We start from the raw sequence: 20,835 nt of genomic DNA on the forward strand, positions 1-20,835 counted from the left end.
TCAATAACCAATTAGATTACTCAAATCATTAACATATATAAACAAAAAGATTATCAAATTTAAAAAACCCAATAATATAAAGAAAAAATAAGCATAGACCTTCATACAGATCTTCGCAAAAAAATAAGCCTCCATTCCTGGAGGCTTATTCTATCTGAAATTTAGGTTATCTATTCTTTGATAAATTTCTTCTGAACCGTTTTACCGTTATCATCGATATCTATCACATAAACTCCGTTGATCAGTCTGCTGACATTGATCTGGTTGTTTAACAGGATGCCATCTGCAATTACCTGTCCTGCCGCATTGTAGATCTTATACTTAGCTCTCTTGCTAACGTTTTTGACAAACAATACTGAGCTGACAGGGTTTGGATAAATCATAACACTTGTCTGATCTATAGGATTCGCTACGACAGGTTTAGAGATTCTTACCGTGTAGTCCTCCACTTCTCCGTTATTGAAGTCGGTACAGTTTACCGGGATACCATCTCGGGACATTGCCACTCTCATCACTACATACTTATAGTCTGTCATGCTTACAAATGCATCGGATGGTACATTGAACTTACCGGATACAGGGCTGTTTGAATTAGGTGAAGATGTGAATACCCTTTCGTTGATATCAAACTCACCGTTTCTGTTGAAGTCAATCCATACCGCAATTCCTTCGTTGTATGTTGTTCCCGTCCATTTCTTCTCAATGATGATCTCATTATCTGTTGATCCCTGGATCATTTCAATGAAAGTCTTAGGTACTCCTGTATAATCTGTATACGTAGATGCTCCGGATTCATTCTCCATCGTTTTCTTACCTGTAGGCTTCACAGTAACTTTGGAAATATACTCTCCCGTAGAGTTTCCAGCCTTCATCTTACAGTAGATTACAGTAGGGGTTGTAAAATAGTATGGAGGTGTATAATTTCCTGGAGTACCGTTACAGATATTCACTACCTGCATTTCATACTTCGTCAATTCTGTAAGACCTGTCAGTACAAGATTGTTAACCAATGACGGTACTTCTGTCCAGCTCGGAATACCCACTTTTCTATAACGAAGAACATATGTTGCTCCCGGGAAAGGATCCCACTTAACTTCCGCTGATGTTGGAAGCAGTTGGGTAATGGTCAATCCAGGTGGAGGAATCTGGCAAATTCTTTCCGTTGTAAATACTTTAGGGTTTGAATATGGATTCAGTGTTGATTCTCCGTTACACTGGTTAGCGATCTGTACTTCATACGTAGTATATGGCTCTAAAGCAGTAGCACTTCCTAATACATAAGTATTTGCTGGTGGCGCAGGTAAACTGATGATATTCCATGTTGTAGTACCTACTTTTCTCCATCTCATGGTATAAGTAGAGCTTGCCGCTAATGGAGCCCACGTAATCAATGCTGTTGTTGGAGTGATATTACTTATGGTTACATTAGGAGGAGTCGGATCACATCTTGTTGTGAAGGTCTTGATCGGGGTAGCCGTTCCCACAACATCTCCACATATTGAAGCTACTTCTACTTCATAAGTAGTAGCAGGCGTTAAGTTACTGATAACTAAAGGAAGGTTTCCTAGAAGCGTGGAGGCATACACCTGCGTCCAGGTAGTTGTTCCCTGAACACGGTATCTTACCACATAGCTTACTCCAGGACCGGTAATGGTAACAGTAGCGGTTGTATGGGTTGTGGTAAATGTCGGAGCATTAGGGGTTGCATTGCTACAAGGTCTTATTCTTACCCTGTAATCTTCAACTTCTCCATCTATCGCATTCTGACACATTACAGGTGCATTTGTACGTCTCAATACTACGCGCATTGTTGTAGTCAATGGTCCTGTATAAGCGGTAGAAGGAACTGCAAATGTCGCAGTAACCGGGGTTGTTGTATTGGCTGGTGAAATTAAAATTCGCTCAGCATCGGTAAACTGACCGTTTCTGTCAAAGTCGATCCACGCTGTTACAGCATCATTCCCGGTAGCTCCGGTCCAGCCTTTTGCTACAGAGATTTTATTGTTCTGAGAATTCACATCTAAAGTAATAAGAGTCTCAGGACTTGTATAGCTGGTATAGTTGGTCTGTACTGATGTATTATTCATCGGTGGAACCCCAAGGTTCGAAGAGGTAACAGTTACATTCGAAATATGGTCATTGGTTCCTGTTCCTGTCATCTGACAGTAAGATAACGGTGGGGTTGTAAAGGTTACTGACCCTGAATAAGATCCTGTAGATCCATTACAGGTGGTAGAAACCTGAACTTCATAATTAGTCTGTTCTGTAAGACCGGTAATCCCGTAGAAGTTCTGACCTGCAGTAACTGTAGCCGTCTGCCAGACACCTCCAGGAGTAGTTCTCCATCTGATATTATAGGTAGCTCCTGCCGTAGCAACCCATGATACAGTTGCAGTTGTTGCACCAATATTGTTTACTGTAATATTTGTCGGAGGTGCTGTTGTACAGGTTTGAGGATCTACAAATTTCACTGCATAATCTTCCACTTCTCCCTGAGAAAATGTTCCACAAGGATTAGCATTATCAAAATATCTCATCACTACACGCATGCGGGTAGGAAGGGTTCCTGTATAAACATTACCACTGGCAACAGTAGGCACTGCAAAAGTAGATGTTACAGGAGTGGTTGTATTATAAGTGGTATTAAGAATTCTCTCACTTGTTTCAAATACCCCGTTTCTGTTAAAGTCTACCCACGCTGAAACTCCATAAGATGTAGGAGAGCCCGGCCAGTATTTGTTAACAGAAATTTTATTATTTGCTGATCCTCTTTCAAAAATAACAACTCTTGTTGCGTCTGTTGTATAATCCTTATAATTATCAGATACGGAATTACTTACCATAATAGGTGTATTCGTAGGAGTCACCGTAACGTTATTAATATATCCGCTTGTTGCCGTGTTACTGGTAGGACCCGCTGTACAATAAGTAAGAGCCGGAGTTGTAAATGTCACACTTGGTGAGAACGCACCTGTAGTCCCTCCGCAAACAGTCGCTACCTGAACTTCATAGGTAGTCTGTTCCAGTAATCCAGAAAGTAACTGGTTACTTATTAAAGGAGTATTTACAGTAATCTGCTGCCATGCTCCGGAAGGAGAAACTCTGTATCTTACTATATAAGTAGCTCCTGTAGTTGATGTCCATGTAACATTAGCTGAAGAAGGAGTTACATTATTTACGATAATATTTGAAGGTGGATCTGTAGTACATGGTGATAAATCTATAAGTTTTACCGCATAATCTTCTGTTTCACCATAAGAATAGGTTCCACAGGCATTAATAGGGCTGTATTCATTCAATACAACACGCATTCTTGTAGTCAGATTTCCTGTGTAAGCACCACCCGCTGCGGTAGGCACTGTAAATGTAGCTGTTACAGGAGTTGTTGTATTACTTGGTGAAGTAAGAACTCTTTCACTGGCTTCAAAAATACCATTACGGTTAAAGTCAATCCAAACTCCTGTCAAGAAACTGTATTGATAATCCGGCCATGTTTTTGAAACAGAAACAGTAGCAGTACCACCTCTTACCAAAGTAACCAATCGTGTAGGGTCTGTACTATAATCTGTATAACCACTTTGAGCAGAGTTGCTGACCATAGAAGGTGCCCCCTGACCATTCACAGCCACCTGGCTGATATAACCATCAATGAAAGTACTTGTAGCTCCTGAAGCACAGTAACTCAATGCCGGAGTTGTAAAGTTTACACTAGCAGAGAATGCTCCCTGAGTACCTCCGCAGACGGTAGCAACCTGAACTTCATACTGGGTCTGCTCTGTTAGCCCCGAAATGGTAGCACTTCCTGAAAGAGGAGTAGTAACGTTAATCTGCTGCCATGTACCTGACGGTAAACTTCTGTATCTTACTACATAAGTAGAACCTATAGCTGTATACCAGTTAACAACAGCTGACACTGTGGTTATGTTGCTCACACTGATATTCGTTGGTGGTGCAGTAGTACACGGAGTTAACTGATGGCTTACCAGCTGTACTCTAGGAATATCAGAATACCTGCCTGATGCTGAAGGAGGAGAAGCAGGATTTGGGTTTGTTGTATCTTCATAATAAAGAATACCTCTATTAGCCCCTGCATTATAAGTTCCCCAAGCTGTACCTGGAGAAGATGAATACCCCGGTGTTTTCTCATTGACAGCAATCACGAGATTGTCTGTTCCGTTCCAGATAAATGGAGTATTAAGCTGAAGAGTAACCCAGTTTCCATTCGTTATGGTAGGTAAATCTCCTGCAAATACCTGAGTTAAGGAACCTAAGGGAATCCAGTTTGTATTGGACGTAAAGCTATTCTGGGTGGTATTCCCCATGTAAACTACCCAATCCTTATAGGAATCCTGAGAATTTGAAACGGTGTCTACATAAAACTTTATGGCCGTGATATAGGTCGACGTACCGATGGCAGCCGAAACTTCCGCAGCAGTATAAATCTGCTGGGAATAGCTATATCCATAGTAGGAACGTATGGGGAGATACACTGAGGTACCCGTTCCTGTCCCGATCTGGCCTGCCTGAGCTGAGACTTTGGATACAAAGCCTGTACATATCAAACAGAGAAACAGAATTAAAGAGGTAAAGAGTTTCTTCATAATGTTTTCATTATAATATTATTCATACAAATCTAATCATTTTTATTATTAATTTACAGCTACATATAGCTTTTTTTTGAAAAAAAACAACGATATAACAACTTATGCCTTAAATAAAGAAATCCCCGGATAAGTCCGGGGATTTACTGATATTTAAAGGTTATCTTTATTTTTTGATGAATTTGGATTTGAATTGCTCAATTCCTTTATCATCTATTGTAATTATATAACCACCTTTAACTAGACTGGAAACATTCACTTTTCCATTATTGATATTTCCTTTATCCACTAATTGTCCAGCAGCACTATAAATTTTATAAGTAGCTCTGTCTGAAACCTTAGTAACATTTAGAACATCAACTACCGGATTCGGATAAATCTGGATACCATCATTCTTAACAGCTGTTTCAGAAGTAGCAAGGTTCCCTGTAATAACTACGTTATAGTCTTCAACTTCTCCATATTGGAAATTGATACCACAAAGGTAGCTTGAAGGTAAATAAAACCCAGCATTATTTGCTCCCACATAAAAGCCAGCAACTCTCATTCTTAGAGGTGAACCTTCTATTGCATCATTTGGAATTGTAAATGAAGCAGTAGCTGTATTGTTAGCAAAAGTATTACAAGGAAGGTCCATAACGGCTTCAGTGTCATCAAAGAATCCATCCTTATTAAAATCTATATAAGCAACGATTGCACTTACTAAAGACGATGAATTTGCTACTTTAACCGTGATAGGATATGTATTTCCTTTTGTCAGATTAACCTGAAGAGCCGTATTGTTTGTAAAATTGGTGTAACCAGTAGCTGCTGCAGTAGTATTATTAATATTTGCCAATGTTACATTTGAGATATACACTGGGCTACCAGTATTTCCTGCTGCTGAACAATATGCAACAGCCGGGGTACTGAAGTTAACTGATGTAGAATAAGTACCTACAGTAGCATTACAAACTAAAGCAACCTGTACCTCATATGTTGTAGCATCTATCAGGTTATCTAAATTAACAGAAGGAACTGTTGTATCAATTTCAGTCCAAACACTTCCACTTGTCTTTTTGTAGCGTACCTTATAAGTAGCACCAGTGTAAGACATCCAAGAAACACTTGCCGTGCTAAATGTGATATTGCTTACAACTACATTAGTTGGAGCAGCACTGCTACATGCAGATAGCGGCGCAATACTAACAGGACCTACAGCATAGAAAACGTTACCTATTGAAGAAATTCTTACTTTAATAGTCTGACCGTTTAATGAAGATGGGAAGGTAAAGTTTTCAGTTCCATCATTAGGGGTTGATGCAGATAATACCGTCCATGTTGTACCGTTATCTGTAGTATAATCGATCTTTACATTAGCAACATTATAAGGAGCAGTGTTAGTGTTGGCAACAATCCACTGAATTGGAGTAGGTGTATTCACATCAGCATATTGATTAGCTAATCTGAAAGGCCCATTATCACCTACAATAATTGTCTGAACAGCATGCTTAGTTTGCTGCTGTTGCACGTTTGCGTTATTATCTCTTACTGTAACCGCAAAATTTGTAGTTCTAGGAACCATTGAAACAGATTCCCAAGTATTATTCGCATTATTTAACACTCCATTCATTACAGATGTAAAACTAGGAAAGTATCTTGTTGGATTTGTTCCTGTAGCCTTAGATCTGAATGACGCACCAGTTTTAGTTGACCCTAAGTTAAATTTATTAATCGGAGCTATGGCATCATCATATTCTTCCCAAGCATATGTAAGAGGATCATTTTCAGGATCTGTAGCAGAAGCCGTGAGTACAAATGCAGTACCTTTAGGAATATTATAAGTTGGTAAAGCTGCAATTACAGGTGGATTATTTGTAATTGGAGTTTCTACATCACATGTTTTATCAATTAAATTCTCTTGAATCTGCTCGATACTTGCAACGTGAAAATACGCATCTGAATTCGCCTGAACATCAGTATTAGCCCCTGTTATACCAGCATATCCCATAATAGTAGATCCCGAACCAGGTTCCATGTTTACACCACTTCCCTCAATATTGTGAGAGAATGTATGGTTACCTCCTAACTGGTGCCCCATCTCGTGTGCAACATAGTCGATATCAAAACTATCACCTGATGGAATTCCATTTGCCGGAGAAGTAAATCCTGAACCTTTTCCTTTAGGAACTTGAGTAGTTGGATTAACACATACACATCCGATACATCCTGCATTTCCTCCACCACCTGATTTACCGAATAAATGTCCGATATCGTAGTTGGCATCTCCTACACCATTTGATAAGGCAGTTTGCAGCTGTTGATTCCATGTACCTCCTGCTCCAGTTGTAGCATCATCGTACGGGTCATTACTCGGATCAATATAAATTACATTTGGAAAATTCTGTAAATTCAAATGTAATGCAAAATCTTTTTCAAAAACTCCGTTTACTCTGGTAAGAGTATTGTTGATGGCAACCAATGCAGGAGCTCTTTTCTGATCATCCGTAGCGGTAGCAGGTACACCGGCAAGCGTCATAAAGTACTGAGTATACTCACCCGTAACAGACATCGCTAACCTCATTGTTCTGTATTTCTTATCAGAATTTTTAGCAAAATTAGTTGGCTGGTTTGCAAAAGATTTTCCTTTTTGCAATAAAGCCTGGATCTGCTTTTTAGCCTGTGGACTTTCATTTGTAGAGCAAACAAATCCATCTCCATTCTTCATTGTTTTAGGATGTACTGCATATACGGATTTATCAGCATTAGCAGGTTCAATGAACTCATAATTACCTCCCTGAATAATCATAGACTGAAAATCATTAGGAGCAACACTAAATCTTAAATATTTAGTAGGATCATCGACACTTGTTCCAACATAAGAGCCTAATTCATACTTATCTGCCAGTTCTTTTACAACCACTGGAAAACTATATACATTAAACCTTTCAATTTTTCCATCCAGGGTAGGAAGAGAAATAATAACAGGAGCAACATTAGGCCCCATCTCTTTAGCATTCTTCAATTGAGATCTTAGTAAATCTAAGTCCAATTTATAATAGCCGTCAGGCTTTACATTAGATTTCTCTACTGTAAAAGTTCCTCTTTTCTTACTGTCTACTTTAATGAATGAAGTTGGCGTCCATTGACCGAACGCTGCCCCACCAATAAAAGTACACACTAAAGCAGTAAATACTCTTTTCATAAATTAAAACACAATTATAATTTTTGCCAAATATAGCTAATTTATAACTCACACAAACAAAATAAGTCCATATTTTTCAACACCATATATCTAATAAACATATTTATTAAAAAAAATACAAACTATAGAATATCCTACAGTTTGTATTTTATATATTTTTAAAGTTAAGATTTAATATTTCTAAAATTTATAAGCAATATTCCATGCAAATCCCATATTAAACTTTGAAGAACTTTTTCCAAACCCGGGAACAATCATTGGAGAAATATCGTCCTGCTTGGAAGTATACACCATGTATCTTGGTTGAAGATTCACATCAATATAGAAGTTGGAACTGAATAACTGTACCCTTCCTCCTATAGTTCCCTCGAGCCAAAAAGAAGACTGTGATGATGAGGGAAAGGCTTCAGAGGAGCTACTGCCCCCGAATCCGCGAACGGGTACCGCCATATATTCCTGATTATAGAATGATCCGGCAACTTTCCCGCCTGCATAGAATCCGTTGAATTCATTTTCTGCATCTTTGGCAAGCATATAGAATGCTCCCAGCTTAACGAAGGGACCGCTTGCTTTAGCATCATACCCATTTTTCTGGTATATATTCTTTTCAAAACCTGCTTCTGCAATGGCATGTACATTTCCTCTGATCTTAGAAGAAATAAATCCCTGATACAGTTTTCTATCCGAAAAAAATCCGACTCCCGTATTCAATGCATCAAGGCCAACCATAAAATTGGGCTCATATTTTTCATGAACCTTCTTCTCTGCTTCCTTTTTTTTGTCCTGCGCCCAGCTTATTATTCCAAATAAACTAAAAAGAAAGGTAAAGATTAGTCTTGTCTTCATTTTCTATCTGATTTTGTCCAACATCCACTTTCTGAACAGGATTCGGAGTTATTAATTCTGAACTTAAATTCTCATAGTACTTTTTGATCCCACATCCCGGAGATACGTAGGTAGACTTTGTACTGTAGCTGACTCTCACATGAGACTCCGGACCTTTGAATCTGGTTTTGAAATAAACATCTGTATAAGGCGAGTTGTCCACACGTAAAGGAATTAATCTGGAATCAATATTTGCAAGTTTCCCCAGATCCACTTTTCCTGCACCATAGTCTACTGATACATACAAGGTATCTATGGTTGTATCTTTTCCGCTTGCCAATGTCCTGAAACCTACTTTCATTCTGGGAGTCCCTTCTCCGCTTTCACAGATATCATCCTCTCCTCCACAGGAAAAAATTATTCCTAAGAAACAGAATGCAATGAGAAATTTAAAGTATTTCATATTAAGATTTGAAATTCAAATTTAAATAAATTTATTTTTTAAGCAGTAATGCAATATTTTCAACATGGTGTGTCTGTGGGAACATATCTACCGGCAGAATCTTCACCAAAGTATAGTGATCCTTCATCAAAGCAAGATCCCTTGCCTGGGTTGCAGAATTACAGCTTACATAAACTACTTTTTCCGGTGAAAGTTTTAAAATCTGCTCTACAACCTTTTGATGCATTCCATCTCTGGGCGGATCTGTGATCAGTACATCTGCTTTAGGATGGTTCGCCATGAATTCATCATTGAAAATATCTTTCATATCTCCGCAATAGAATGTCGTATTGGTAAGTCCGTTCAATGCAGCGTGTTCTATAGCAGCATCAATCGCTTCCTGTACAGATTCTATTCCGATCACCTGTTTGGCATTTCTTGCCACATACTGCGCAATGGTTCCTGTTCCTGTATAAAGATCATATACTACTTCATCTCCTTTCAGGTCAGCAAACTCCAGGGTTTTTCTGTATAGTTCCAAAGCCTGTTTGTAATTGGTCTGGAAGAATGACTTTGGTCCTATCTTGAACTGCAGCCCATCCATCTCTTCCATGAGGTACCCTTCACCAAAATACACATTAATATCTAAATCATAAATAGAATCATTCTGTTTAGAATTGATTGCATATACCAGTGTTTTAATCTGTGGGAATTTCTCCAGTAAGAATTCAAAAAGTTTTTCTCTGTTTTCTTTTTCTTCTCTGTAAAGCTGGAAAAGAACCATCCACTCTCCTTTGGAGTTCTGTCTCATCATTAAGGTTCTTAAGAATCCTTCCTGATTTCTCACATCAAAGAAGTCCAGACCGTTGTTTACTCCATATTCTTTTACGGCCAGTCTAATTGCATTGGAAGGGTCTTCCTGAAGGAAACACTCTTTCAGATCAAGAATTTTGCTCCACATTCCCGGAATGTGGAAACCTAGAGCATCTTTACTTCCGAAATTCTCCTCAGAACTGATTTCATACTGGGTAAGCCATCTTGCGTTGGAGAAAGAAAACTCCATTTTATTTCTATAAAAATACTGTTCTTCGGAACCCAGAATTGGTACGGTTTCAAAATCATCAATTCCGCCGATTCTTTTAATATTATTGTAAACTTCTTCCTGTTTGAAATCAAGCTGTTTTTCATAGCTCATATTCTGCCATTTGCACCCTCCGCAGGTACCAAAATGAACACATTTGGGCTCTACTCTGTAAGGTGATTTTTCGAGAACTTCTACAGCCTCGCCTTCATAATATTTCGACTTTGCTTTTTTTACTCTTACATTAACAATATCACCTGGAATTGCACCTGAGACCATTACGGCCTTACCTTCATCTGTCCTTCCAATTGCCACGCCCTTTGCACCGGCAGTTAACAGCTTTATATTTTCAAGAACTATATCTCTTTTTTTCTTCCTGCTCATTCTAAAATTTTCTATTTTCCTAATTGAAACCTTTACGTTTCAGTTTGCAAAAATACAATAAAAAAAACCTTATCCGAAGATAAGGCTTCTATACTGTGTTAAAGTTTATTATTTTGTTGGAGCCGGCTGTGGATTTGCTGGCTGTGGAGCTTGCTGCATTGCAGAAGGGTCTAGCTGTAATTGCGGCTGCATTTGAGCATTCGGATCCACTTTCGGAGCTGAAAGACCTGTTTGTTTATCCAGAATAGTTACTAATTCCTGCTCGCCAAGGTTCACAAACGATCTGCTGGCAATTTTACCATCTTTATCAATGATAACAAAGCAAGGTAATTTAAATCCATATACACCATATTTCTTAGCAATATCAGAGTTCAAACCTCCTTCTCCGTAAACATTTACCCCCTGAATTCCTTTTAACAGAGAATTGCTTGTCTTAACGAACTGATCTTTTGTATCATCAACGTTTACAAATACAAAATTCATTTTAGACTTATAGAAGTTCACCACTTCTTTTAATACAGGTACTGTAGCTTCGCTGATATAAGGATTCCATGAAGCATAGAAGAATAACATATAAGGTTTTCCTTTGTTTTCAGAAAGTTTATAAGCCTTCCCGTCCTGTTTTACCAAAGCCGCTTCAGGAGCTGCTTCTCCGATTTTAAGACCTGTAATAGCTACTTGCATCTTTAAAAGATCGCTTTTAATCGTAGCATCTTTAATATCTGAATCGATAATTTTTTTAATCTTATCAATGTTTGCAGCCGGAGTTGTAGGATGAATATCAGCCTGAGCCATTACAAATGCTAAAAGGTAATCTTTTGCAGTCTGAGATAAGTCTTTCTTGGTCTTTAAATACTGAGCGAACATTTCAGAAGTCGTGATGCCTGTTTTTCCTTTACTGTTTGCTTCAGCATATTTCTGGAAATCAGGAGTCATCTTAACAAGAAGATATTGTCTGTAAAGAGGGATAGTTTTTACCATCGCATCTTTATCAGTTTCCAACTGAGTCTCATAATCTTTGAAAGCCTTAGAAGCCTTGTAAGAAGGATTTCCAGACATTGGTCCGTGAGACATTTCATAATTGGCAAGCAAATTAAGAATGGTTACTTTCACATCATTTTTCTTCCACTCTAAAAGCCCCTTACTTGGGTTATTCTTTTTTGCAAGGTCATCTACGTTTTTATTAATATCATTTTCAACTTTGTGCATTCCTTTCAAGAATGCGGCTTCGTCTCCACTCATTAATGCCTGTAAATTAACTTTGCTGCCATAATCTGCCAAGAACTTCATACTTGCTGTAAGGAAATCATTATTCTTTTTAGCATCTCCTGTAATTACATATTCACTTGGGAAAGTAGCTCCGTTTCCTGAGATATTTACTTTTTGACCTCTCTCAAGATAGATCAGGTTCTGTCTTCCTGCATAGTTGATCACGTACATACCATCTTTAGGGGCCTCAAAGCTCCCAGAAAAGTTTCCGTCTTTATCTAAACCTATATTAATTAAAGGCAGGGTACCTACCCCTGAAGCTTCTACGAATTCAATTCTCTCTAATGATGAGCCTCCAGTAATTTTTCCTTTTACTTCTACTTTTTTTGAACAAGACATCACAAAAAATGTGATGATAAACAATAAAAGATATTTTTTCATTTCAATTTTTAATATTACACAAAAATACGCTTTTTAGGGCTTGCTAATTCACACTGATTATTTTTTTTAAAAATTTTATTATTATCGCTCAAAAGGATATCTCAACAATCTCTTTTTGAATGATAAAGGTTATTGAAAGTTATCAGAAAACAACTCAACTTCTCTCCAAATATATACTTATTAAATAAGGAATCCTTATAATCTACCAATAAGTTAACAAACTTTAACAGATCATTCTTTTCACAAAAAAATCGCCTCCAAAAATGAAGGCGATTTTTTATGTATTTGAATCAATTCTATCCTTGATCTACAAGAGCAGCCATGTATTCTCTGTTCATTCTTGCGATGTTTTCAAGAGAAATTCCTTTAGGACATTCCACTTCACATGCTCCAGTGTTTGAACAGTTTCCGAATCCTTCTTCGTCCATAGCTTTCACCATGTTCAGAACTCTTCTCTTAGCTTCTATTCTACCTTGTGGAAGTAATGCATACTGAGAAACTTTAGCTCCTACGAACAGCATTGCAGATCCGTTTTTACATGTAGCTACACACGCTCCGCATCCGATACACGCAGCAGCATCCATTGCCCTGTCTGCATCTTCTTTTGGAACCGGGATTGCATTAGCATCCAGTGTATTACCTGACGTATTCACAGAAATGAATCCCCCTGCAGCCATTACTCTGTCAAAAGCGCTTCTGTCTACCATCAAGTCTTTGATAACAGGGAAAGCAGCACTTCTCCAAGGTTCAATAACAATAGTTTCGCCATCTTTAAACATTCTCATGTGAAGCTGGCAGGTAGTAATCCCTGTATCCGGCCCGTGAGCTCTGCCATTGATGTAAAGGGAACACATCCCGCAGATTCCCTCACGACAGTCGTGATCGAAAGCGATAGGTTCTTTACCTTCGTTAATTAAATTTTCGTTCAGGATATCCAGCATCTCCAGGAATGAAGAATCTGTAGATACGTCTGATATTTTATAGGTCTCAAACTGACCTTTAGTTTTACTATTTTTTTGTCTCCAAATTTTCAGCGTAAGATGTAAGCCTTTTTTTGCACTCATAATGTTATATTTATAGGTTGGAGATTATTTATAACTTCTAGTTTTAACCTCGATGTTGTCATATATCAGTTCTTCTTTATGCAACACTTCCGCGTTGATATCTGCTCCCTGATATTCCCAAGCTCCGACGTATTTGTAGTTTACGTCATCTCTTTCCGCTTCTCCATCCGGAGTTGAATGGTCTTCACGGAAATGTCCACCACAAGATTCGTTTCTGTGCAGTGCATCGATAGCCATTAATTGTCCAAGTTCCAGGAAGTCTGCCACTCTGAATGCTTTTTCAAGCTCAGTGTTCATTCCTTCTCCTTCACCAGGTACTTTTACGTTTTTCCAGAAGTCGTTTCTTACTTCTTCGATTTCCTTAATCGCTTCTCTAAGTCCTTCAGGAGTTCTGCCCATACCTACTTTGTTCCACATTATGTGTCCCAGTTTTTTATGGAAGTGATCTACTGAATGAGTTCCTTTATTATTTAGGAAGAAATCAATTTTATCTTTAATTCCTTTTTCAGCCTCGTCAAATGATCCTGAGTTTGTAGGAATAGCCCCCGTTCTGATATCTGCAGAAAGATAATCCGCAATAGTATAAGGAAGCACAAAATATCCGTCAGCAAGACCCTGCATCAATGCCGAAGCACCAAGTCTGTTTGCACCGTGATCTGAGAAGTTAGCCTCACCGATTACGAAACATCCGGGAATTGTAGACTGAAGGTTATAATCAACCCATACACCACCCATTGTATAGTGAACTGCAGGATAGATCTTCATTGGAGTTTTGTAAGGGTCATCAGCAGTAATTTTCTCGTACATTACGAATAAGTTACCGTATTTCTCCTCGACCCAACTCTTACCAAGATCATAGATCTGCTGATCTGTTGGATTATGAATATGTTTTTCGATAGCAGCTTCTTTACCTTTTTTCATGATCTCTGTAGAGAAATCAAGGTAAACGCCTTCTTTAGTATCATTATTTTCAATTCCGAACCCGGCATCACATCTTTCCTTAGCTGCTCTTGAAGCAACGTCTCTAGGTACAAGGTTACCGAAGGCAGGATATCTCCTTTCCAAATAATAATCTCTATCTTCTTCTTTAATATTTTCAGGTCTTAATTTACCTTCTCTGATAGCTACTGAATCTTCAATCTTTTTAGGAACCCAGATTCTTCCTGAGTTTCTTAATGATTCAGACATCAAAGTCAGTTTAGACTGCTGTGTTCCGTGAACAGGAATACAAGTCGGGTGGATCTGTACATAGCAAGGGTTTGCGAAGTAAGCTCCTTTCTTGTGAATTTTCCATGCTGCAGAAACGTTTGATCCCATTGCGTTGGTAGAAAGGAAATATACGTTTCCATATCCTCCGGAAGCAATTACAACTGCGTGAGCAGAATGTCTTTCAATTTCACCTGTCACAAGGTTTCTTGCAATAATTCCTCTTGCTTTCCCGTCAACAATTACAAGGTCCATCATTTCATGACGGTTGTACATTTTGATTCTACCTTTACCAATCTGACGGCTCATTGCAGAATAAGCACCTAATAATAACTGCTGTCCGGTTTGTCCTTTTGCGTAGAAAGTTCTTTTTACCTGAACCCCACCAAAAGAACGGTTATCTAACTGACCTCCGTAATCTCTTCCGAAAGGAACCCCCTGAGAAACACATTGGTCAATAATATTAGCAGAAACTTCAGCTAATCTGTAAACATTGGCCTCTCTTGCTCTATAGTCCCCCCCTTTGATGGTATCATAGAATAATCTGTAAGTAGAGTCACCGTCTCCCTGGTAATTCTTAGCTGCATTGATTCCCCCCTGAGCTGCAATAGAGTGCGCTCTTCTCGGAGAATCCTGGTAGCAGAATGCTTTTACGTTATATCCCTGCTCAGCCAGTGTAGCTGCAGCAGAACCTCCTGCCAAACCTGTACCTACAACAATAATATCAATCTTATCTCTGTTGTTGGGTGCAACAAGGTTCATATGATCTTTATGATTTTTCCATTTATCCTTTAAAGGACCCGCTGGAATTTTTGAATCTAATTTACTCATATTAGTATATTGATATTATTGAGTTACAAAATGAAAAATTGCGATAAAAATAAATCCTGCAGGAATAAGGATAGAATACCATTTCCCGAAAGCTTTGATTACCGGTGTATATTTTGGATGTCTTGCTCCGATAGACTGGAATGAAGACTGGAATCCGTGAGCTAAGTGCAATCCTAATAAAACAAAAGCAATTACATATAAAGCCACTCTCCACATATCAGCAAACTTCTCATGAAGTTCCGGCCAGAAACGTTCTGCATCAGGAGTCAGTCCTTCTACATACTTATAATTAATTTCATGTAACCAGAAATCATAAAAGTGAAGTACTAAGAAAGCCAAAACCACAGCCCCTGAAATAATCATATTTCTGGACATCCATGAAGAGTTCACAGAAGGGTTGTTTGATGCGTACTTGATCGGACGCGCTTTATTATTCTTGATCTCCAATACAAATCCCATGATGAAATGGAAAATCACTGCAAAACCAAGAATAGGCTGCATTAAGAACTGCACAAAAGGATTATAGCCCATAAAATCTGATGCTGTATTGAATGCATCACGATTCAGAACTGATAACAAATTGGTCGTCAAATGCAGTATAAGAAAAATCAGCAAAAATAGAGCTGATAATGCCATAGCATATTTTCTACCTATCGTAGAACTCGTTAAACCTGCCATATAAGTTTAAATTTGAATTTCCACAAAATTAAGAAAGTTTAACAATATCAAAAAGTGAGAAATCTCACAATTAGACAGTTTGTAATCTTTCTAAATAAGAATTCATCCATTATAAATACAGGAAAACACCTAAATTAAAAACCATTATTTCAATTCATAAATTTTATCTCTGAAAACAACTTTTTGAACAGAGGGTGGCAAGCTTTTTATCTCAAAATGATCTATTCTTCTGGCAGCACAATAAGGATGCACTATATACCGTAAAATGGTGGTCTTATTTTCTGTATTTTGAATCCAGAAACAGGCTCTGTTACCAGTTTTTATCGAAAAAATCTTGTTTTTACCAAAGGTATGAACCAATATTTCTTCTTTACGGTTTTCAAAAGCTGTACTCCCCGATCTTATCATCAGAAATACTAAAGCGGCCATTATCAATGCCATTGAATTTTTAAAATTAAATTTCAATATCAAAGGTCTTAGTAAAAAAATAACAACCGATACAGAAATTACTTCTATCCCATTCATCGGAATATTTTCAAAGAACAATACATCTACCTCAGCAAACCAATGGATCATCTTGAGTAAAATCTGAATCACAAAATCATATAACCTGTTTATCAATTCAAAATCAGCGCTGGCAGAAATGAGCGCAGTCATTAAGAATGAAAACACAATGATGATTTCAGAAAAAGGAACTATAACAAAGTTGGCAATGATTGAGATCAATGAAAACTGATGAAAATAATACAGCACGAGAGGAAATGTAGCCAGTTGCGCAGATAAAGATATTGTTATGGTATTAAACAGTATCTTTTTCACATAATTATCCTGTTTAGGGAAATAGCTAAGAAGAGGCTGATTCAGCCAGTAAATTCCTAAAACAGCCAAAAAACTAAGTTGAAATCCAACATCAAAAAGCTGCTGCGTATCACCCATTAAAATAAAAAATGCAGATAACGCCAAAGCATGAAGCAAATCAGGTTTCCGCTGGAGCAATACAAAAATAAAATAAATGCTCAGCATAATACACGACCGCAAAACTGAATTTCCAAATCCGATAAAAGCAGCAAAAAGCCAGATAAAAACTAAACTCAAAATAATAGCATATTTTCGGAACCTTAAGGGAATAAAACGAATCAGCAAAAAGTAAAACATTCCAAAAATAACAACGATATGTGTCCCTGAAATAGCCAGAAAATGAACCAACCCGGATTTGTTAAAATCCTGTACAGTACCTGCATCTATCTCTGTACGGTCTGCCAGAATAATACCCTTTAAAAATTCTCTGGTTTTCCCACTCATTCCGGTTTTGTCAATTCTCCTGAGAATCATGAACCTATATTGCCGCAGCTTATCTGAAACTGTCAAATCATTCCTTTCCGCAGATTGTATTTCTTTTGAAATATAAATCTGATAATCAATATTCCTTCTTTTCAGGTATCTGGCGTAATCAAACTGGAAATCATATTGAGGAGCCTTAGGTCGTGTAATGTAGGCCTCAGCTTTATAATAGTGAATAAAATCAAGATCTTCACCCCCTTTCGGAATATAAAAGACTGAATTTAAATTTATCCTGCCTGCCTGAGCGGTACCCTCAAATTTTCTATATTTTTCAGTCGTATTTAATTTCTGAGAAATCTTAAAAGTAATGGTTTGTTTTTTCTTTACCAGCAAATGATCATCTGATGAAAAAGTATGATAAAAGTGAAGAATAACTCCTGCCCAAAAGAACAAAATCCCTAACAGAACAGCTCTGATTTTGTGCAGAAAGTAAGAATGAAAACCAATTAAAACCAGCAGAGCTAGACAAATTGCAACCAGCCAATGAACAACGGACTGACTCAGCAATATCTTTTCCTGAAAAAGAATCCCAAGAATAAAACATACAGCGAGAATAAGAAGAGGTTGTTTTTGCAATATCAATTAATTATCCTGATAAAATAGGTAATTAATTAATCACAAATCATCCCTTGAATAACCAAATAAGCACTCCCTCTTCTTCAAATGAATTTAACAGAGCACTTAATTTTTTACTAAAAAAAAATTATTTAAAAGTAAGTTATTTCTTTTTCAGAAATTTATCCGTCAAACGCTTTGTTTCTTTGATATAAAATAACGGATCTTTCCCATAATCTTCATATTTGAAATCCCCCGCTTTTTTAGGAATGGCGGGTTCTATCTGTGTCCCTTCATGCCATTCATTAAATGATGTGATTCCAATAAAATCAGGATTTACTTTGATCGCGGCATCAAACATGCTTTCGTAATACTTTCCACTGTCTCTGCTTTTGAAATTCGCTTCATTCCATGGACGTATTCTTGTATCTGAATAACCGGGGCCTACACAAGGGATAAAAATCAGATGATGATCTTTGGCGTAGTGGGCCATAAAGTCCCAATTAGCCGTTGTGCTTCCATATACAAAGCCTTCGCTGGCAAAATAGGTATAGAAACCGTCAAAGCCTGCTGAGTCAAAAAATTTTGCATCATCCTTTTCAACCCACAATCCAATGTAAAGCGCATCCAATTCTGTATTTCTAACGGTTTTCTCTCCGTTTCCGGACAGCAGTTTAGCCCATTCTTCTTTAGGAATCTTATAACTGTCATAGATATAAAAAAGCGGTTTACCCTCTTTTTTATAAAAAGCATGATGATGAGAATAGGTTTTTACGAGATAAGACAGCTGGTCTTTTAATTCTGAAGTATTTTTATAGAACGGCTCTATGTGAAATGCAATTTTTAGATCAAAACGGTCTGCAATATCCAGATATTTGATGAGACTTTTATCGGTGAACGAATCTTTTCCAAGCCAGCTTACCACAACGACTCCTACTCCGGACTCTTTGATCATTTTCATATGTTTTTCAATGATCTTCGGGTCATTGGAGCTATAATTTCCAAGGGCCGGATAAAAATTAGCACCAATATCATCTCCCCCCTGGTGATGTCCCAGGTTGTTCCACTTCGGGTTGCTCCAGTGAGGAAGGATATCATGATTCCAGTGCTGATAACTTCCATCCGTTTCCGGATTTCCATACCAGCCATAATAAAAAATCTGAACTCTGTCTCTTCCATTGTTCTGCTGGGCAGAACCGTTTGAGAAAAATAATGTAAACGTCAGTAATAGCAGAAGACGGAAAAAATAATTCATAATTAAAAAGTAGATTAATTTCTCAAAAAGCTGCGGTTAAACTATACTTTTAATATTACCTCAGCAGCATGTTCACTGGCTCCTTTTCCTCCCAGCTTCTCTCTCAAAAGGCTATAGTCATTCAAAACCTGTTCTCTTTTCTCCCCCGCCAGAATTTTATGGAGTTCTTCTACCAGGTTTTTAGTATTCAGATCATTTTGAATCAGTTCTTTTACCACTTCTCTGTCCATAATCAGATTGACCAGGGAGATATAATTGATATTTTTAACCAGCCTTTTAGCAATAGCATAAGAAACCTTGCTGCCACGATAGCACACTACCTCAGGAATATTCAGTAAAGCAGTTTCCAGCGTAGCCGTTCCGGACGTAACAAGTGCGGCTTTGGAACATCGCAGCAGGTCATATGTTTTATTGGAAACAAAATGAACATTATCATCCACATATTTCTGATAAAATTCTTTAGGAAGACTCGGTGCTCCGGCGATGACAAACTGGAAGTTTTGAAAATTTGGCCTTACAGAAAGCATAATTTCGAGCATCTTTTCCACTTCCTGTTTTCTGGAGCCCGGCAATAATGCAATGATTTCCTTTCCGTTCAATCCATTTTCGGATTTGAATTTTTCAATACTGATTTCCTGCAGATCCGAAATAGCATCCAGCAAAGGATGGCCAACAAAATGGGAATGTACGCCATGTTTTCTGTAAAAATCTTCTTCAAAAGGAAGAATAACCATCATTTCATCCACATATTTTTTGATGATCTCTACACGGCCTTCTTTCCACGCCCAAAGTTGTGGGGAAATATAATAAATAACTTTGATTCCGAGTTCTTTTGCAAATCTGGCAATTCTCAGATTGAAGCCCGGATAATCAACCAGAATCAGAACATCAGGTCTGTTCTTCTGAATATCCTCTTTACAGAATTTAATATTATTCAGAATTGTCCTGAGATTCATCACAACTTCCAGGAATCCCATAAAAGCAAGGTCACGATAATGTTTTACCAATGTACCGCCCTGAGCTTTCATCAGATCACCGCCCCAAAATCTGAACTCTGCATTCGGATCCTTGTGCTTTAAGGCTTTCATCAGGTTACTTCCATGCAAATCACCGGAAGCTTCTCCTGCAATAATATAATACTTCATTTCTATAGTAAGGATAGAGAACAAATTAAAATAGATATGATCTTAATTCGTAAATTTGTTCAAAGATAATGATAAAAAATGTCAGAAGAATTTGAAATCCGGAATAAAGTTGCTGAAAGCGGCCTTATCAATTTTGACCTTACCACTTTACTGCCAAAAGGGGAAAGAAAGGGTATTGACCTTAAAGATTTCCTTTTTCAGGAAATGATCCTGAAAGAAAAAGATTTCCGTGAAAAGGTTGATGCTATCGATACTGAACAGTATAAAGACGCTTATATATACATTTATAATTCTGTAGACACCATTATTCCGCTTTGGGCTTATTTTGTTTTAACCGCAAAACTTACAGATGTGGCAAAAAAAATAGTTTTTGGAAGCCGTGAAGATCTTGAGGTTATTTTAATGCACAATGCTATCCAGACTCATGATTTTGAGGAAATGAGAGGAAAAAGAGTCCTGGTAAAAGGCTGCTCAGATAAAGAGATCCCGGAAAATGCCTATATAGAATTGGTAGAACAGCTAAAACCTGTTGTAAAATCGCTGATGTTCGGTGAAGCCTGCTCTAATGTTCCTATTATTAAAAATTAAAGCCC

At 37.7% G+C, this 20,835-nt stretch carries 13 protein-coding genes; 1 reads left to right on the plus strand and 12 read right to left on the minus strand.

The annotated features are described in order from the left end of the window. Positions 1 to 170 precede the first annotated feature (170 nt). The 12 genes from AC3FI7_RS13595 to lpxB form a co-directional block, all read right to left on the minus strand. Complete coding sequence (locus AC3FI7_RS13595) at positions 171 to 4,601, minus strand: GEVED domain-containing protein (RefSeq protein WP_491460311.1); 4,431 nt, start codon at positions 4,599 to 4,601, stop codon at positions 171 to 173. Between the two features lie 166 nt (positions 4,602 to 4,767). Then, positions 4,768 to 7,785 (minus strand): reprolysin-like metallopeptidase, encoded by a 3,018-nt coding sequence (locus AC3FI7_RS13600; RefSeq protein WP_491460312.1) that lies wholly within the window; start codon positions 7,783 to 7,785, stop codon positions 4,768 to 4,770. A gap of 180 nt (positions 7,786 to 7,965) precedes the next feature. Then, positions 7,966 to 8,631: a DUF6048 family protein gene (locus tag AC3FI7_RS13605; RefSeq protein WP_142725420.1), complete on the minus strand. Its 666-nt coding sequence runs from the start codon at positions 8,629 to 8,631 to the stop codon at positions 7,966 to 7,968. Next, positions 8,597 to 9,073, minus strand: a complete 477-nt coding sequence (locus AC3FI7_RS13610) for a DUF6452 family protein (RefSeq protein ID WP_142725421.1) — start codon at positions 9,071 to 9,073, stop codon at positions 8,597 to 8,599. Before AC3FI7_RS13610 ends, AC3FI7_RS13605 begins: the two co-directional genes overlap by 35 nt. A 31-nt stretch (positions 9,074 to 9,104) precedes the next feature. Then, entirely contained in the window at positions 9,105 to 10,517 is a 1,413-nt protein-coding gene (gene rlmD, locus AC3FI7_RS13615; RefSeq protein WP_343659943.1) for a 23S rRNA (uracil(1939)-C(5))-methyltransferase RlmD, read from the minus strand. Between the two features lie 108 nt (positions 10,518 to 10,625). Next, positions 10,626 to 12,167, minus strand: coding sequence for a TlpA family protein disulfide reductase (locus AC3FI7_RS13620; protein WP_142725423.1), 1,542 nt, complete (start codon positions 12,165 to 12,167; stop codon positions 10,626 to 10,628). A 296-nt stretch (positions 12,168 to 12,463) separates the two neighbouring features. Next, complete coding sequence (locus AC3FI7_RS13625; RefSeq protein WP_291900105.1) at positions 12,464 to 13,231, minus strand: succinate dehydrogenase/fumarate reductase iron-sulfur subunit; 768 nt, start codon at positions 13,229 to 13,231, stop codon at positions 12,464 to 12,466. Positions 13,232 to 13,255: 24 nt separating this feature from the next. Next, on the minus strand, positions 13,256 to 15,268 hold the full coding sequence (locus AC3FI7_RS13630; protein WP_142725425.1) for a fumarate reductase/succinate dehydrogenase flavoprotein subunit: 2,013 nt from the start codon (positions 15,266 to 15,268) through the stop codon (positions 13,256 to 13,258). Between the two features lie 15 nt (positions 15,269 to 15,283). Next, positions 15,284 to 15,946 (minus strand): succinate dehydrogenase cytochrome b subunit, encoded by a 663-nt coding sequence (locus AC3FI7_RS13635; protein WP_089689576.1) that lies wholly within the window; start codon positions 15,944 to 15,946, stop codon positions 15,284 to 15,286. 144 nt (positions 15,947 to 16,090) lie between these two features. Continuing rightward, a complete protein-coding gene (locus AC3FI7_RS13640) occupies positions 16,091 to 17,863 on the minus strand; it encodes a ComEC/Rec2 family competence protein (protein WP_491460313.1) in 1,773 nt (590 codons plus the stop codon). A 142-nt stretch (positions 17,864 to 18,005) separates the two neighbouring features. After that, a complete protein-coding gene (locus AC3FI7_RS13645) occupies positions 18,006 to 19,097 on the minus strand; it encodes a glycoside hydrolase family 99 protein (protein ID WP_491460314.1) in 1,092 nt (363 codons plus the stop codon). Between the two features lie 41 nt (positions 19,098 to 19,138). Beyond that, on the minus strand, positions 19,139 to 20,242 hold the full coding sequence (lpxB, locus tag AC3FI7_RS13650) for a lipid-A-disaccharide synthase (RefSeq protein WP_291900114.1): 1,104 nt from the start codon (positions 20,240 to 20,242) through the stop codon (positions 19,139 to 19,141). A 78-nt stretch (positions 20,243 to 20,320) separates the two neighbouring features. On the opposite strand from lpxB, the gene AC3FI7_RS13655 reads away from it, so the two are divergent. Beyond that, positions 20,321 to 20,830, plus strand: coding sequence for a DUF2480 family protein (locus tag AC3FI7_RS13655; RefSeq protein ID WP_491460315.1), 510 nt, complete (start codon positions 20,321 to 20,323; stop codon positions 20,828 to 20,830). Positions 20,831 to 20,835: the final 5 nt, after the last annotated feature.

This window comes from Chryseobacterium sp. TQ-BC-N36 (genome assembly GCF_058382295.1).

Bases quoted from the DNA above. Each gene is read 5' to 3' on its own strand.
- AC3FI7_RS13605 (WP_142725420.1), bottom strand. From the start codon at position 8,631: ATGAAGACAAGACTAATCTTTACCTTTCTTTTTAGTTTATTTGGAATA.
- AC3FI7_RS13620 (WP_142725423.1), bottom strand. From the start codon at position 12,167: ATGAAAAAATATCTTTTATTGTTTATCATCACATTTTTTGTGATGTCT.
- AC3FI7_RS13635 (WP_089689576.1), bottom strand. From the start codon at position 15,946: ATGGCAGGTTTAACGAGTTCTACGATAGGTAGAAAATATGCTATGGCA.
- lpxB (WP_291900114.1), bottom strand. From the start codon at position 20,242: ATGAAGTATTATATTATTGCAGGAGAAGCTTCCGGTGATTTGCATGGA.
- AC3FI7_RS13600 (WP_491460312.1), bottom strand. From the start codon at position 7,785: ATGAAAAGAGTATTTACTGCTTTAGTGTGTACTTTTATTGGTGGGGCA.
- AC3FI7_RS13655 (WP_491460315.1), top strand. From the start codon at position 20,321: ATGTCAGAAGAATTTGAAATCCGGAATAAAGTTGCTGAAAGCGGCCTT.
- AC3FI7_RS13630 (WP_142725425.1), bottom strand. From the start codon at position 15,268: ATGAGTAAATTAGATTCAAAAATTCCAGCGGGTCCTTTAAAGGATAAA.
- rlmD (WP_343659943.1), bottom strand. From the start codon at position 10,517: ATGAGCAGGAAGAAAAAAAGAGATATAGTTCTTGAAAATATAAAGCTG.
- AC3FI7_RS13625 (WP_291900105.1), bottom strand. From the start codon at position 13,231: ATGAGTGCAAAAAAAGGCTTACATCTTACGCTGAAAATTTGGAGACAA.
- AC3FI7_RS13645 (WP_491460314.1), bottom strand. From the start codon at position 19,097: ATGAATTATTTTTTCCGTCTTCTGCTATTACTGACGTTTACATTATTT.
- AC3FI7_RS13610 (WP_142725421.1), bottom strand. From the start codon at position 9,073: ATGAAATACTTTAAATTTCTCATTGCATTCTGTTTCTTAGGAATAATT.
- AC3FI7_RS13595 (WP_491460311.1), bottom strand. From the start codon at position 4,601: ATGAAGAAACTCTTTACCTCTTTAATTCTGTTTCTCTGTTTGATATGT.